This window comes from Paenibacillus sp. GCM10028914, assembly GCF_042666275.1.
In the GTDB taxonomy this organism is placed as follows: Bacteria; Bacillota; Bacilli; order Paenibacillales; family Paenibacillaceae; genus Paenibacillus_AQ.
In genome coordinates this window covers 256,803-272,660 of the sequence record NZ_JBHTFO010000002.1, presented here as the reverse complement: position 1 = coordinate 272,660, position 15,858 = coordinate 256,803, and the positions used below count along the sequence as shown (strand labels likewise).

Here is a 15,858-nt window from a genome sequence, read left to right as displayed (position 1 = left end):
ACAGCGATCCTCCGGTTACAGGGGCATCGCTGTTTTATGCTTTCGGTCGCGCACTGCAAGAAAAGGCTCATAAACTGCTTGGATATCTATCGTCTACCCTTTCACTTCTACCAGTCTACTCCGGATTGGAATGTATAAATCCACCTTGCATTTTCCTTCTGCATCCTGGCTGGGATCATTCATGACAAATTCAAGGCAAGGTCTGTCATCGACATCATAACCACTGTCCGGCAGCCAGTTGCCGAATAGACTCTGGTATGCGAGGGCAAGCTTGTCGACCTTATCATAGAACTGATACGACGCATACTTCCCACCTTGCACAGTCTTAAACTGAACGACGCTATCATCACTCTTGTCAAAGCCTTCAGGCAGCGTTACACAAGCATCATAACGACATTCAGCTTCATTGACCGTCTCAGGGTCATCCAATGAAATGCCTATAAAATACTGACTCATGGGTGTCAGCCCATGCGTGCTTGCCCACACGCCTAAAGTGTTCCATGCCATGTGGGTGTCCAAGTAGCTGCCTATGTGCCTGACATAGGCGACCTCATACGATGGAAGTTCCTTAAGTGAAACGTTCATATCCCAAATCCTCCTCAAAAATGTATTAGGCCTTCTGTATTCATCATACTTCGGAGGAATGGATAACTCTTCTTGCATATTGCCCAGGATCAATAAGTTATTGCTATTCTTGCCCCTATCGCTCCCTCTCACTTCACTCGGCGTTTTATTGAAATGCTTCTTGAAGGCAGAGTTGAAGGTGGCTACCGACTCAAAGCCGCACAGCTGTGATATATCAAGAATCTTTCGGTCAGTATTGATTAGGTAGGATAGCGCGTTGTGCAGACGTACCTTATTCACATAAGCAATGGGAGTAATACCGATAATCGAAGTAAATATCCTGCTGAAATGAAACTTTGAGAAATGAGAATGTTCCGCCAGCTCGTCCAGTGTAATTCTCTCAGAGCTATTGTCCTGGATATACTGAACACTGGCCTGGATTCTATTCAAGTATTCATTGTTCATCTTATGCTATTCCTTTTCAATTTTATTGTGGGAAGTTGGGATTTAAATAGAATCATAACTCCAAACTCCTGTATTTTGGAAGAGCTGAATATGGAGAACCACCGAACCATGCATCTAATTGGTACCGAATTTAGAATACTGTTATCATATAGAAAAAAAGGAGTGGATGACATGCAATATCGCCGTCTAGGACATAGTGGACTTCAAGTCTCTCAATTAGGACTCGGAACGAATGCGTTTGGCAAAAGGGCCGATCAGGAAACTTCCACTCGAATTCTCCATACTGCGCTAGATCGAGGCATTAATTTCATCGATACAGCTAATATTTACGCGAATACAGAGTCGGAACGGATCATCGGGGAAGCTTTGATCGGCAGACGTCATGAAGCTATCTTGGCAACAAAGGCGGGTCTACCGACAGGAACCGGAGCGAATGAACGCGGATCATCTCGTCATCATCTTATGCAAGAGCTGGACAAAAGCCTAAAGCGGCTGAAGACCGATTACGTAGATCTGTATCAAATCCATACATTTGATCCGAATACACCACTTGATGAAACGCTTCGAACGCTCGATGATATGGTTGCTTCAGGAAAGGTAAGGTATATCGGTGCCTCGAACTACGCTGCGTGGGAATTCATGAAAGCACTCGGAATCAGCGACATTAAAGGTTATATGCGCTATACATCCATACAGACCAGTTACTCCTTGGCGGATCGCACTCCTGAGCTTGAGCTTGTTCCCATGTGTCTGGATCAAGGTATTGGCATTATTCCTTATTTCCCACTCGCAGGCGGGATTCTGACTGGAAAATACAACAGCAACACCAGTGCACCACCTTCCGGTTCCAGAGCAGAAACCGATCCGAACTTCAATCGTTTTCTTGAGCCTAGAAACACTGAACTTGGACAACGGGTTAGCCGGCTTGCAGAAGAGCACGGGTATTCTTCGAGCACCCTCTCGATATCCTGGCTTATGAACCGTCCAGCGGTCTCCACGGTTATCGTTGGAGCTACACGTCCTGAACAACTGGAGGAAAATATAAAGAGCCTCGATATTCAGATTAGTGAGGAGCTTAACAAGAAACTCGATGAGGCTAGCGAATCCTTTATTTACGGAAAACCGTTTGCCAGCTATCGCCTGGATTAATGTTTCAGATCGGCATAATGTATCTTCTATTAAAGAAAGATGACTCCTGGTTTATTAGCCGGAAGTCATCTTTTTATTTAGAAACTTAATCGTTCTCCACACTAGCAAGAACCTGTCTTAACACTGGCTCCAGATTATCAGCCATCTGCATGAAGCCAAAATCCGTCGGGTGAACGCCATCTACCGTCGCCTCATCGGTTCGGCTGCTCATCAGACTTGCTCCATCCACGAAGGTAAGTCGGTGATCTCCCGCCTCCGTCAGCTTCTGGATCAGATCAGACTGGAAATCTCGACGCTCAAGCCTTCCTTGAAGAAGCTCTGGCTTATACGCTTCCGCTGCATAAGGGAATCTGGAGACGAGGATGATAGGAACCTCCTCATAGGCTGCTCTTAGAATGCGGATAAATTCAGGTAGCGTCTTACGATACGCCTCTGTACCGCCGCTGTTCGACTCATAATCAATGATGAAGCAGGCTGGATTATCGATCTGCGTAATCAGATGTGCAAGCTCCGGCTCCCCTTTTCCATTCCCGGAGAAACCAAGATTGATGAATTCTTGATGGATTCTGCGACTTAAAATATTCGTATATGACATACCTGGACGCGCAGCGCATCCGCCTTGTGTAATCGATGTACCGTAAAAAATTATTTGTTTGTCCGAAACATAAGCTTCCGGTGGCAAGACCTCAGCGCCCTGATCAAGTCCGATCTCTATTTCCTTCACACCTTTATAAAGCGGCATATTCAGTATAAAAGAACGCCATTCGCTGCTATCACATAGAAATAACCGGCTTTCGTATTCTGGTTCGCCCGTCTTAAAGCTTGCAGTACCTGCAAATAACCAATGGCCCGGTCCACCAAAATAAGCATCCATCCCGCACTCGCCGGTAGCAGGCATATGATACATACTGGAACCTCCAGCTAGTCGAATACGCACGGAAATATTTCTTGAATTGGTGCGAAAATGAATTTGCCCGCCTGACGTACAGTTAGCCAAGTTATCAACGGGCGTCGGTATCTTATAACTAGGTGATACCGGAAGCCTGCGGTAAATACGCTCCTCTTTAAACCAGGCGAGCCCGGATATCCGGAACGGCTCTTTGAGCGGGGAATACCACGTTAGACCATCTGTTGTTCCGTTCTCAATCTTCATATTAGGATCCAATTGATGGGGAGACACGGCCTCCCGGTCTTGCTTCTCCATTACCTTTCGCCTCCAGACATAATCGGTATAATAGGGCACACCTAGTCTACTGTCATCTCCAGCATTTGTAAACTGAGGATTTGAAAGAAATAGAGTCTGTCCGGATCGAATACTCAAGCGAGGTACGGATAAGGTACGAATAAGCAAAAAGGGATAGAGCGCCAGAGTTGATCCGGCAACGCTATCCCTATGTGGTATTGTATTACGCTCTGCTCGCCTTGCTTGCCTTATTCATTTCACCAAACTTCGGTTTGCGGGAGCCATATTCATTCGTCTTTCGACCTGAATACTCTTTAGGCTTTCGGCCTGAATCTACCTTGGTCTTGCGACCTGCGTCGGACTTTGTATAAGAACCGGCATCCGTCTTTGGCTTACGAACACTGTCCATTTTAGGCTTGCGGCCTGAGTCCGTCTTCGGCTTGGCTGATCTCACTTTTGCTCCAGGTTTCGAAGATCCTTTACTTTTAGAGAACCGCGCGGAAGTTGGCATTGGATAAGCATGGTCTTTTACCTCAGGAATCGACTTTCCGATTAATTTCTCAATATCCTTAAGAAATGGAAGCTCGTCCACTTCACAAAAAGAGATCGCGGTCCCGCTCAATCCTGCACGCCCTGTACGTCCAATCCGGTGAACATACGTCTCTGGAATGTTAGGCAGGTTAAAGTTGATGACATGAGACAGCTCGTCAATATCGATGCCTCTGGCCGCGATATCAGTAGCAACCAATACTCGCGTTTCGCCGCTCTTGAAATTCTTCAATGCATTCTGCCGGCTAATTTGAGACTTGTCGCCATGAATCGCTTGAGCTGAAATATTCACTTTCGTCAAATCGCGTACAACTCGGTCTGCACCACGCTTTGTACGAGTAAACACCAGTGCCGAAGTAATCGTCTTATCCTGCAATATTTCATTCAATTGCTTCTGCTTATGACCCGTTTCCAGCAAATACACCGATTGCTTAATACGTTCCGCCGTCGAAGACACGGGTGTAATTTCTACTTTCACAGGATTATCTAATAGTGTCTTAACCAACTGGGTAATCTCGTTAGGCATCGTAGCCGAGAAGAAGAGCGTCTGTTTTTTATTCGGCATTTTAGCAATAATTCGTTTCACATCATGAATGAATCCCATATCCAGCATGCGGTCAGCTTCATCCAAAACCAAAATTTCAACATACTGCAGATCAATACGTCTCTGGTTCACTAAATCCAGCAGTCTGCCTGGTGTTGCAATAACAATATCCGCTCCTTGTTGAAGGGACCGCTCCTGCGTTTTTTGAGATACTCCGCCCAGAATGGCGGTTGCACGCAGCTTCGTAAATTGACTGTACGCTTTGACGTTATCAAAAATCTGAAGAGCAAGTTCTCTAGTTGGGGATAATATCAATGACCGAATACGACGTCCCATACCTGGTTTAGGCGGGTGTTCGTTTAAGAGCTGGATCGTAGGTATGGCAAAAGCCGCTGTCTTCCCTGTACCTGTTTGAGCGCAGCCAAGAAAATCTCTACCGGACAATATAGCTGGTATTGCCTGTGCCTGTATTGGGGTTGGTGTCGTATAGTTCTCTTTATCTAAAGCCTTTAAAATAGCAGGTGAAATATTTAATTCGTTAAATGTCATTAGGTCTCCTTAATTATGAACACATTTATTCTCGATCACGTAACTTCAGGCATCTCATTAAGAGTCTCCACAAGCCGTTTTATACGTCATAACAAATAACGATACCACAGATCAGTATAAAAAAAGAAGCGGAATTTTTCTCCGCTTCCTTGTTTAACGTAATATTCCGTCACTTTTCCACAAATGAACTTGTATTTCAAATCAGAGTTTAACTCAAAAGAACAGCTGAGTCAGACCCAAAATCACGGAAGCCGTAACCAATAATTTAGCTGCAATGTTCTTGTGCATCACTTTCAGTACAATAGCAATGACCGCAAGCACACCCAAGGATGCTGCAAAGATTCTTGCAACATTAAAATTTGTTGGAAGCGAAGTTGCCGCTATATAGCTAATGACTATACCGAATATTACCGTAAAACCGAATATACTGTTGTTCTTTCTCGGATCTTTCACTGTAAACAGCAGTACGATGCTAAGCAAGCCAACTACCGATAAAACGATATACAGTAAGAATAATAATCCTAGTGCCATTTTGAATCCTCCTTCTAAGTTAGTCATAGGCAAGGCACGACTTGTAAACAGACACTCTAAATAGTTAAACGGTTCTCGGCCTGATCTAATCAGTCAACAGCATAAATAAATTAGAAAGCGTTTTATTAGAAGGAAGGATTCAGCTTTCTCCTGAAGAATGATATGGTGTTACCGCTTTATTATATTGATCATGTGAATCATAAATGGGGAGGGACTCGAAGATGAACGTGGAACCAAAGGACAGTATCCGAATCATGCCTGATCAGCTCCGAAGCTTGGTTACATCATTTGCCCGCAAGGCAGGCATGTCTCATGAACGATCCGAATTTCTAGCAGATCTACTCGTTATGAACGATCTTCGGGGTGTATTTAGCCACGGCTCTCAGCAAATCGCAACCTACGCCCGTATTATGCGGGATGGCTTGATTCATCCAAATCCAGAAGTCCGTACCGTCAATGAAGCACCTTCCACGATTGTTGTGGATGGAGATGGAGGACTTGGATATTTTGCAGTATACCAAGCCGTACAGGAGCTAGTAGAGCGCTGCCGTAATAACGGAATTGCTGCAGCCGTCACGCGAAATCACGGACATATCGGTGCTGCCGGCATTTATTCACGCCTGCTGGCGGAAGAAGGGCTCATAGGTTACGTGACCTCTGGACATCAACTGGACTTGAAAGCAGAAGATTCCATTGTGAATGCAGCCGGCGGATCACCCATGTCCTTCGCGGTACCATCCGGCAATGAAGTCCCCATGGTGCTGGATTTCGGAGCAACACTTGATATCTTTCCCGATGCCCCCCACTTGGATCAGCTGTTTAAGCTCGCACCCGGACTCATATTTCGCAACATGGGACTCGGTTTTATGTGTCAAGCTCTCGGCGGATTCTTAGCAGGAATTCCCGTTGTGAGAAACGATGAAGGGAAAGATTACGTAGGTGCCAATCAAGGAGCACTGATTATAGCGCTTGATGCAGGACGATTTATACAACCAGATCTTTTCAAGAATGAGATGGATACTTATATGAAGATAACAAGTGAAATGCAGCCTATGCCTGGCTATGATAGGGCCACACTTCCAGGGGTTCTGGAGTCAGAACGTGAACGTAATTGGGCGGTTAGCGGCATTCCAATAAGCAGAGAGCATCAATCGATTCTGGAAGCTGCAGGCAAGGAATTTGGCGTCGATCTGCCATTCTAACCATTCTCCATAACATAAAAAAGCTGGCAGCCACTAAATTGGCGCCAGCTTTTAATCATTCTATCGTTGATCTGAAACATACGATCCAATTTCAACAATTACCGGATGTTCATCCTTCTCAGCTCTGATTATCATCAAGCCACTATCCGAATTCGGGTAAGGGTGCAGCTCAATGCGATAATTCTTAGCTCCTGAGATTCGCACATGATCTGCAGTTAACAAGGCTGCACGAGGATGATAGACACGCGTCTCTCCCCCGTTTGGTACATATTCGACTCTAATACTCTCCAAGTCATAGTCATACTGATAACCCTTTAGTACGCCTCCCGTAGCTTGCGGATATCCGCGGTTCAACGCTTTTGCGAAAGGAGTATCTTTAAAGCCTTCGAACCAGCACCAGAACGTGTTACTCCATAAGTATTGTTCAAAAATACGGTTCACCGCCTTGGTTAACGCATAGGTTGCCGGATTCGCATTAAACGCTCCCCACTCCCCGATCAAGACGGGTGTATTCAGACGCTTCTGAACCTTGCGGTGAGTCGCAAAAATAAAGTCTACTCTCTCCTGGTTATAGATCTCGTAATGATCTGTATCCACAACCAAATCATAGCCATGAGGAGTATACACCTGATGATGTGCTATCGTTCCATCCGTATTTCGCACAAGCTCAAGTCCTGACTCCACGCCCATATTCGTGAAATAATTCGTTTCAAGCATTAAAAATCCATCCGGATCCACCGAGCGAATCCCTGCTGCTATTCTATTGAAGAAAGGCGTGATTACATCCCGATCGAAGGCTTGTGAGGCTTCCTTCGCACTCTCCACAAGCACACGGTAAATGTCCATATCCGCCATACCTTGCAGGATCTCCTGCTTCTTCTCTTCATCAAACCACAGTCCAGCTAACTGATCCATATCGGATTCATTCATTCCCATGACCGTTTGGGCATAGGCAGCAATGATAGCACCAAATATCTGCTGTCCGCTGCTTCCCGGGTAAGGCTCATTCATCATGTCATAACCGATCACATTGGGGCAATCTGAGAAAACGGCCGCTACATGCTTCCACATCGCTGCATAATGATCCTGAAGCCCAATTCCATCTTCCGCAGGAGTATTCTGCCAAAAGTGATCCAAAGCCCGATTAACCGCTGGGCTCGCAAGATAGGCATCACTCCACATGTCTCCTGTCACATGTGGCAGATCATCCGACAAGGTAGCCCATGCCGGCGCGCCATCTCCATATAACTGACTGAACAAATCCTGGTGCATATCAAGATAGACATAGATCCCGTATTTCGCTGCCCACGTGGCCTGTTGCTTCAATCTGCTCAAATACACATCGTCGTAACAGCCAGGCTCCGGCTCCACGCCATCCCAGATCAGACCTAAGCGGATGACGTTAAAGCCCTGCTCCTGAAACCACTGAAACAGATCTTCATTACAAGGATCAACATATCCGAGTGATTTATTCTTGCATACGAGATTCACCCCACTTAAAATGACATGTGCTCCGTCCTCATCCACAATCCGTTGACCATTAATCGTTAGCTTTTTCATGACACCGGCTCCCCCTTTTGTCTGTGGAACAGCTTCCCATTTAATGAACCCTTGCAAAAAAAAACTCATTTAGATGCTCTATGCCCTGAAACGTGCTGGATTGCTCCATCTCCCAGAACAGTTCTATATATAGAGAACGCTTTCCTGCCTTTAGAACAGGAATAAGGGATAGAGCTCAGATCTGGATCTGACAACTCTATCCCTTATTTCAATCCTTGTACGGATCGAATTCATCCGCACCAGCCATACAAACACCTATTGGCTTTAGGACATGCAGTACGTCAATCGTCTCTGCATGAGCGTCCAACACTTCTTGCAGCTTCCGGTATACGAACGGGCTCTCGTCGGTACCTGCACCGCGAAGCTCAACACCATACTCCCGTATCGCTTCAAGCATCTGTGTTCTAGAGATCTGTCCGCCACTTCGAGCACGCGTTTTCCAATTCATTTTGCCTGCAGCCTGGGTCCGGCTCATGATGCGCCCTGCCCCGTGAACCGTGCTGTAACAAGCTTCTCGGTTCTCAGCAGTATCTTTACCTTTAACGATCACGGAAATGTCCCCCATACTGCCGCCAATAAAACCAAGCTGCCCCGGTGCTGATGGGGTTGCTCCTTTACGAACAACTACCGTTTCCTTCCCGTTATGTGTCTCTTTCCAGGCATAGTTATGATGGTTGTGTACTTCAAAGTCTGCTTCCGTCCCCAGAATGGATAAGACCTCTCTCATCACATAGTCCCGTCCAGCATAGGCGTAGCGACCTGCCAGCTTCATAGCGCGATAGTACATATCACCGAGCTCACTATTCAAATCAAGCAATAGAGGAGGCTGATCCATCTTCTCACCTGGGGCGTTGGCCAGAAACCCTCTGCCGGCCATCAGGTTGATGAACCCACTGGCGGTCTTATGCCCGAATCCGCGGCTACCGAAATGATTCCCGATCCACACCCGGCCTGTTCCTGCTTCTTCGAACAAATCCACATAATGATTGCCGCTCCCGACAGTCCCCAATTGATCACGGGCAAGCGCCTTTAATTTATCATACTCCTGCCGGCCTACGGCCTTATATACATCCCAGTCCGGATCATCAAACAGCTCGTGGTCAACCTTTTCATTATTGATGCGACCCACACCAAAAGAGATCTTGCGCGAAATCTCATCCATGATCTTCCCAAGTCTAGGCTTTATGTCTTCTACACGCAGCAGAGTCCGCACTGCTTTGTTCCCGCATGCAATGTCATACCCTACACCCGATGGAGAAATCTGTCCGTCGTACACAACGACTCCGCCGATCGGCTGACTATATCCTTTATGATGATCTGCCATCAGCAGCGTTTGAACAACATTCCCTGTCTGCGCGCACATTCTCGCCTGAACAAGTGCACCTTCGTCGGGTCTACCCCAGACACGTACACCGTCTATCATCTGATAAGCCATAAATTGAACTCAGCTCCTGTCATAAATTGATTGCCCCTTTTCCCCACACCTCAGTTAATGCCGATCGGAACAACTCATCGAGTTGGTCATCTAATCTGTTATCAGTATCCCTCATACTACGCGCGATCTGTTCATAATACGTTATTTTCGCTTCTAAAAATTCATTGATCGGATTGATTCTTGGCTCGTAATCCATTTCGTCACCTGCTATTTTACGGTTAAGCAATTCCATAATCACAGCCTTCAGATCACTACCTTCGGGCACTAAGCCGTCAACAAGATCTTGAAATTCAATCGGTGGCAGGCTATTATGTCGCTCAATCCATTCACAGGCCAGAATTGGACGAAGCACATAGAAATACTTTTTGATCTTTACTTGCTCTCCCTGTAGATAATCCCTGTAGTTCCCTTTCGCCATGTGTAGGTAGTGATACATACAGGATTTAGGTGAAAAACTGAGTGGAGAGATATCACGGATACGCCCTGCAACAGAATAGTTCTCCATATACGGAATAGGGGAATACAGCCACTCCAGTAGAGGAGGATTCGATTTACGAAACAGCTTCAGCGCTTTTTTCAGATCCCAGCCGTTTATATCCAGTAGATTGCTAATAGGTCGTTCAATAACATCCCGCTTCTCATCAATCGATAAATACCAATCCAGCGGTCTAATATATATAAATCTTACATCGTAGTCGCTGTCCTTGGATGGGAATCCCCATGCGCGGCTGCCCGATTCACAGGCGTACAGGATTCGGATCTGTTCCTCTCTTTCAATCGCATGCAGCTCTTCAATAATGTGTTGCCGGCTAATGGGCATGAGCTTCTACCTCGCCTTCATTGTTCATATATGTACTTGCTAATTACATCCGGGATGCAAGCTTCTGTAATCTATAATCGCTCATTTCGGGTATAACGAACATGGCATAAGTATGACGACATGAGAAAATCTTGCCGTTTCACCCATATCTCTCCCCTGTTACAATAATAACAAACGTTTATTAAGGAAGGAGAATGGTGATGGCCAAAGAAAGCTTTGATAAAGAGATCCAATTTCTGCGTATGCTTGTGCTTACAAGCGGTGCATTCACTAGACAGCAATATGCAAAGCGATTGGGTATATCCGTTCACACCTTCGATAAAACCATCCGGCGGCTTAAGGAAATCGTAAACTCGATGTACCAGCAGCTTCCTCAGGAACAGAGCAAAGAATTCACCGAGACCCTTCGATTTAATTACTATGATTCCAGTGATCCCATGCTGTTATTTTTATATCGTGCCAAGTCCGTAAAGGAGTCCGAAAGTCAGCGGCTATCGCTGCTTCTGGGCGCAATGAATGATCAGCCTTTGACTGCAATGGAGCTTCTTGATATTTGCTGCGGCGGCATTACAGCCGATCTTCCCCTCCCTGATGAGAAGACCATTCGATCTGATCTCAGGTATCTGGAGAAGGTTGGCGTCATCAAAAAGGAACCCGGGACTCGTCCTTACCGGTACCGCATTCAGAACGATTTGGTCCGGCAATTATCGGATGAGGAGCTGATTGATTTATACCATTTTATCGATGTGATGGCGAACACGCAGGTTCCTTCTGTTCAAGGATATCTACTGCGTGATGGTCTTAAGAAGCATCTTCTTCGAGACCATGCGAACCAGCTTGCTACCGAGCCATTCTTATATAAGTACCATTATTATTCACGGATACTGGATGAATCGCATTTATTCACGCTCTTGCATGCTATAAGGCAGCGCCGTAAAGTCCGTTTCCTCTATTTTTCGCCAAAATCAGAAAAAAGCTATGCTTCAATGAACACGAACCCTTTGTTCGAACGGGAAACAAAAGGCAAGCTAGATACCGTGCTCCCGCTTAAAGTGATTTACGATCACCAGTATGGACGATGGTACTTACTTTCTAATGGCAGAGAGGGTATCCGCAAGCACCGTATGGAAGGAATCACGCAGATCGAAGAGGATGAGTTTGTGACCGAGCAGTATTTTGAAGCAAAAACAAAAGAACTCATGGAGAGAATCCAATACAGCTGGCTGATTGATACGGGAAAACCCGTAAACGTGAAAGTACGTTTCTTCAACTCTGGACTTGGGGAATCGAATTTCGTCAAGGAGCGGGTTCTGCTGCAAGGACAATGGGGGAAAATCGTACATGAAGACGAGGAGAGCTTCATCTATGAAATCACCGTAAACGGGACTACCGAAATCAAACCTTGGTTGCGGGGCTTCGGTTCCAGCTGTGAAGTTCTTGCTCCTGCCTCACTTCGCCATGAAATGATTGCCGAATGGAAGGAGATTCAGTCCTACTATGAATCTGTTTGAGAAGATTTTTAACTATCAGATCGTCTCCCGTCTGGAGGATTCCGGAACCTTCATGAGTACTTCACACGAAAGATCATGGCTAAGAACGATGCTGAATCATTCAGCAGCCGATATTGCTTTCACTGAGGTTACTTTAGACAAACTCCGCTCCATCCTTGAGCAAGAAGATCAGGTGATGGATACCTCATATTACTTGATTGAAAAAGCTCGGAGTATGGAAAAGCAAGTGTATCACCCGCTTCTGCGTGCTTTATCCCACCTGATCATGAATAAGAACGGGATATGTTTGACCTACGGGATCAAGGGAGGACGCGTTCATTCGGATCATTCCGGGTTTCCATATAAGCTGGAATACTCCATGGTCAAGCGGGAATGGTATTTGCTCTGGTACCACCTCGAGCAGCGAAACTTCATGAAGACAAGGCTTCATACCATCATATCTTTCTCGCCAGAGAGCATCTCCCTATCCAAGGCGGATGAACACCTGAAGACAATCAACCAGATCTTGGACTCCCGCAAAACAGAGGCTGTTATTGAAGTTGTCCCTTCCTACAACGAAGAGCTGTCTCGTATCTTGTACGCCCTCTCCAGCTTTGAGAAGGAAACCCAATATGATGCGGAGAACGATATCTACCGAGTGAGGATCTGCTACTCTGGGGATGAAGCGGAATACCTGCTCTCCAAGATCCGTTTTCTCGGAAAGCGTGTACGGATTGTTCAGGGCGATTACTTAAAGAGAAGAATGATTGAAGCTTCTACAAAAGCACTCGCAAGGTACGAAAGTACACCTATTATCTATCATTCGCAGCCGTAGCTGTTTATGCGGTCGTAACATGTGCTGAAATGATAAATTCACCCTCTTATGAGTAAGTAACTCTGATAAGAGGGTGTATAATATGATGTTTAGAGTGTCTGACCATTATCAATGGTAAAGACCTGACCTGTGACAGAATCTTGAGTCAGTTGAAAAAGAATAGCCTCTGCAATATCGTCTGGTGTTGAAATTCGCTTGAGCGGCAAATGTCCCGCAAGTTGATACATCTTCTCTTCATTGCCTGACCACCATCTTGTGTCAACTGCCCCAGGAGATACACTATTCACTCTAATATGAGGAGCTAGCGCGATAGCTAAAGACCTTGTCATCGTATGAATAGCTGATTTTGTTGCTGCATATGGAATAGATGACCCTATTCCTGTCATTCCTGCAACACTCCCCATATTCACAATAACGCCTGATTGTTGCTTCTTCATATAAGGGACAACAGATTTAACGCAGTGAAACATTCCCTTCACATTTACGCTGAAAAGAGAATCCCATACTTCATCTGTTACGGCGTCTAAATCATTCATGGCGATCTGAGCTGTAATACTCGCATTATTCACTAAACCATCAACTGTTCCGAAAAATTTAACCGTATGGGATACTAAATCATTCACTTCTTGTTCTATAGCTACATTCGCTTTATAAGCGATTGCTGTTCCCCCACTCTGAGTAATTTCCTTGACCACCTCAGTAGCCTCTTCTTCAGATCGGCTATAATTAATAACAATCTTTGCGCCTTCAGCGGCTAACCTCAAAGCTGTTGCTCTCCCCACTCCAGTGCCACCGCCGGTTATCAAGACTACTTTATCTTGTAGTTTCATTCTAGATCCATCCCTTACCTGGTTTGTGATTGCTTAGATTCCATTATATTTTTAAGACCTAGAAGAGTATAATGCTTAATAATAAAGGGGGTATCATTTTCAGTGATACCAAGAGAGGACTGTTCTTTTTGGAAAGTCATGATCTGAGAATTTTTAAACATGTGGCTGAGCTGCAGTCGGTATCCAAAGCTGCTGAGAGACTAGGTTACGTACAACCTAATGTCAGTCAGCGAATTAAGAGTTTGGAAGATGAACTAGGCGTTAGATTATTGCTGCGTAACAATAGAGGGGTAACGTTAACGGAGGAAGGAAAAACCCTGCTCGAGTATAGTAATCAAATCATACTGTTAATGGATGAAGTTAAGTCACTAATTAACCCTAATAAATGGAGAGAATCTTTAATAATTGGTGCTCCACAGACCATTTCAGCAGTTAAAATACCTCGACTGTTTTCTTCTTTCTTGCGAGAACATCATCATATTGATGTAAAAGTAAGAACAAGTGATAAGCAGCAGCTGCAAGAAATGCTTTCCTATGGAGAAGTTGATGGCCTCTTTATTCATGGTACATATCATCACTCGCAATTCGAGACCGTTTATAGTTATTTCGAGAACATCGTACTCATATCCCCGAAAGATGCTCCATTTCATAAGCAGGAACATACATTGATTGTTAATAGTGATATTCACTGCATCTACAGAAATAAAACATTAGATTATTCCAAGATACATCACTTCCGTGACCCAGTTATCATGGAGTTTGATTCACTTGAAGCTATTCTACAAGCCGTTCACGATGGGCTGGGCATCAGTATCATACCTGCAGATGTGGCTTTCAGAAGAGAAGAATCACCGACAATTCAATATGAAGAATTGCCTGAAACTATCAAGGTAGATTTCATAATTAAACCTAGAAAACAACACCCACAAAGTTTAAAGAAGTTTATTCAGTTCTTACAGAGAACATTTAGTCAGTAGTAGAAATTGGAGCACAAAGCATATGCTTCCGAAGTAAGCTTTCCTTTGGAAAGCTTTTAGGCGGCCGCTGACCAAAACAAAGAAACGGCGGTGCAGGGATGACCTCCCTGACACCGCCATTTCTTATCTTTGACAGTTTCCCATCAAACAAGTTGTCTTCGTCGAGTAAGCTAACCTACTTTTGAGACAGTCCATGCTACGGGGTGCATTTGTTCAGTTATTCTCTATTAAACGCTCGCTAGCATAGCTCTTACATTATCAAGCGAAATCTTAACACTGTCATACCCATCGATCTTGATTCTGTCCTGCTCCACAACAACCCACTCATAACCGGAAGACTTCGCTTTCTTAATGATCCCTTCCAGATCAAGAAGTCCGGTTCCTACCTCGGTCATCTCTTTGTCCTCTTTATTCACCATATCCTTCACGTGAACCGTCTTGCAGCGCGAACCGAAACTGTTCATGACCTCTACAGGCTCACGATTCGCATGCGTTGTCCAGAACATATCGACCTCAAAGTTAAATTCCTCTTCTGTTGTTGCTTCACGCAGCATCTCCAGAATTGGCTGATCACCGAATTCATTCACGAACTCATGATAATGGTTGTGATACAGAAGATCCATACCGGACGCCTTGATCTTCGGACCAATCTCCTTCACGATTGCAATCAAGCTATGTACGTCTTCCATCGATTCGATCTTATAGTAAGGAATAACGATATAGGAAGAACCAATCACTTGGTTGTAAGTAATCACTTCATCCAGATTCCCCAGCAATTCATCTATTGGCGTATGGCTTCCCATCGCTTTTAGATTCGCCTTCTCCAGCATGACCTTCATCTCTTCTGCTGCAATATTCGCAAATCCTGCAAACTCAACACCATCATAGCCAGCTTCACTTACTTTTCTAAGTTTTGCAGCGAAATCTTCCTGATCATAATCGCGCAAAGTATATAGTTGCAGTGCTACCTTCAAATTTGTCATGTCTTCCTTCGCCTCATTTCCGATGTTATGTTCATGGCATAAATTTCAGCACCATCATAGCACGCTGTTCAGGATCAGATGTTAATTCCAAGACAACAAGTCATTTTTTCAATATATTTACGACATTATTTTTACAGATATGCATTCAGCTAGTTTGCTAAGATATAAAACAAGATTCTAATTTGGGAAGGG

14 protein-coding genes are annotated in these 15,858 nt (G+C 44.9%); 5 read left to right on the top strand and 9 right to left on the bottom strand.

Translation table 11 applies throughout. The features are described from left to right. Window positions 1–93: 93 nt before the first annotated feature. Entirely contained in the window at window positions 94–1,029 is a 936-nt protein-coding gene (locus tag ACFQV5_RS01915; protein WP_379243059.1) for an AraC family transcriptional regulator, read from the bottom strand. 171 nt (window positions 1,030–1,200) lie between these two features. Here ACFQV5_RS01915 and ACFQV5_RS01910 point away from each other — a divergent pair, with 171 nt between their 5' ends. After that, entirely contained in the window at window positions 1,201–2,178 is a 978-nt protein-coding gene (locus ACFQV5_RS01910) for an aldo/keto reductase (protein ID WP_379243057.1), read from the top strand. 85 nt (window positions 2,179–2,263) lie between these two features. On the opposite strand, the gene ACFQV5_RS01905 is transcribed toward ACFQV5_RS01910, so the two are convergent. From ACFQV5_RS01905 to ACFQV5_RS01895, 3 genes are all read right to left on the bottom strand, one after another. Next, window positions 2,264–3,382 (bottom strand): SGNH/GDSL hydrolase family protein, encoded by a 1,119-nt coding sequence (locus ACFQV5_RS01905; RefSeq protein ID WP_379243055.1) that lies wholly within the window; start codon window positions 3,380–3,382, stop codon window positions 2,264–2,266. Between the two features lie 202 nt (window positions 3,383–3,584). Continuing rightward, entirely contained in the window at window positions 3,585–5,003 is a 1,419-nt protein-coding gene (locus tag ACFQV5_RS01900) for a DEAD/DEAH box helicase (RefSeq protein ID WP_379243053.1), read from the bottom strand. Window positions 5,004–5,216: 213 nt separating this feature from the next. After that, window positions 5,217–5,534 carry a hypothetical protein gene (locus ACFQV5_RS01895; RefSeq protein WP_379243051.1) on the bottom strand — a complete coding sequence of 106 codons (318 nt, stop codon included), beginning with the start codon at window positions 5,532–5,534 and terminating at the stop codon, window positions 5,217–5,219. A 221-nt stretch (window positions 5,535–5,755) separates the two neighbouring features. Between ACFQV5_RS01895 and ACFQV5_RS01890 the strand changes: the two genes are divergently transcribed. Beyond that, on the top strand, window positions 5,756–6,736 hold the full coding sequence (locus ACFQV5_RS01890; protein WP_379243049.1) for an Ldh family oxidoreductase: 981 nt from the start codon (window positions 5,756–5,758) through the stop codon (window positions 6,734–6,736). A 60-nt stretch (window positions 6,737–6,796) separates the two neighbouring features. Here the strand turns inward: ACFQV5_RS01890 and ACFQV5_RS01885 are convergent, their stop codons facing one another. The 3 genes from ACFQV5_RS01885 to ACFQV5_RS01875 form a co-directional block, all read right to left on the bottom strand. Beyond that, complete coding sequence (locus tag ACFQV5_RS01885) at window positions 6,797–8,296, bottom strand: glycoside hydrolase family 5 protein (RefSeq protein WP_379243047.1); 1,500 nt, start codon at window positions 8,294–8,296, stop codon at window positions 6,797–6,799. A 208-nt stretch (window positions 8,297–8,504) separates the two neighbouring features. Continuing rightward, a complete protein-coding gene (locus ACFQV5_RS01880; RefSeq protein ID WP_379243045.1) occupies window positions 8,505–9,731 on the bottom strand; it encodes an RtcB family protein in 1,227 nt (408 codons plus the stop codon). Window positions 9,732–9,750: 19 nt separating this feature from the next. Beyond that, complete coding sequence (locus ACFQV5_RS01875; RefSeq protein WP_379243043.1) at window positions 9,751–10,551, bottom strand: nucleotidyltransferase domain-containing protein; 801 nt, start codon at window positions 10,549–10,551, stop codon at window positions 9,751–9,753. A gap of 200 nt (window positions 10,552–10,751) precedes the next feature. Here ACFQV5_RS01875 and ACFQV5_RS01870 point away from each other — a divergent pair, with 200 nt between their 5' ends. After that, a complete protein-coding gene (locus tag ACFQV5_RS01870; protein ID WP_379243041.1) occupies window positions 10,752–12,062 on the top strand; it encodes a helix-turn-helix transcriptional regulator in 1,311 nt (436 codons plus the stop codon). After that, entirely contained in the window at window positions 12,049–12,876 is an 828-nt protein-coding gene (locus ACFQV5_RS01865) for a WYL domain-containing protein (RefSeq protein WP_379243039.1), read from the top strand. The genes ACFQV5_RS01870 and ACFQV5_RS01865 overlap by 14 nt, the downstream gene beginning before the upstream one ends. Window positions 12,877–12,965: 89 nt before the next feature. Here the strand turns inward: ACFQV5_RS01865 and ACFQV5_RS01860 are convergent, their stop codons facing one another. After that, window positions 12,966–13,706 (bottom strand): SDR family NAD(P)-dependent oxidoreductase, encoded by a 741-nt coding sequence (locus ACFQV5_RS01860; RefSeq protein WP_379243037.1) that lies wholly within the window; start codon window positions 13,704–13,706, stop codon window positions 12,966–12,968. 128 nt (window positions 13,707–13,834) lie between these two features. On the opposite strand from ACFQV5_RS01860, the gene ACFQV5_RS01855 reads away from it, so the two are divergent. Beyond that, on the top strand, window positions 13,835–14,683 hold the full coding sequence (locus ACFQV5_RS01855) for a LysR family transcriptional regulator (RefSeq protein ID WP_379243152.1): 849 nt from the start codon (window positions 13,835–13,837) through the stop codon (window positions 14,681–14,683). A gap of 227 nt (window positions 14,684–14,910) precedes the next feature. Here ACFQV5_RS01855 and ACFQV5_RS01850 read toward each other — a convergent pair whose 3' ends face one another. Next, window positions 14,911–15,666 carry a sugar phosphate isomerase/epimerase family protein gene (locus tag ACFQV5_RS01850; protein WP_379243035.1) on the bottom strand — a complete coding sequence of 252 codons (756 nt, stop codon included), beginning with the start codon at window positions 15,664–15,666 and terminating at the stop codon, window positions 14,911–14,913. Between the last annotated feature and the right edge of the window lie 192 nt (window positions 15,667–15,858).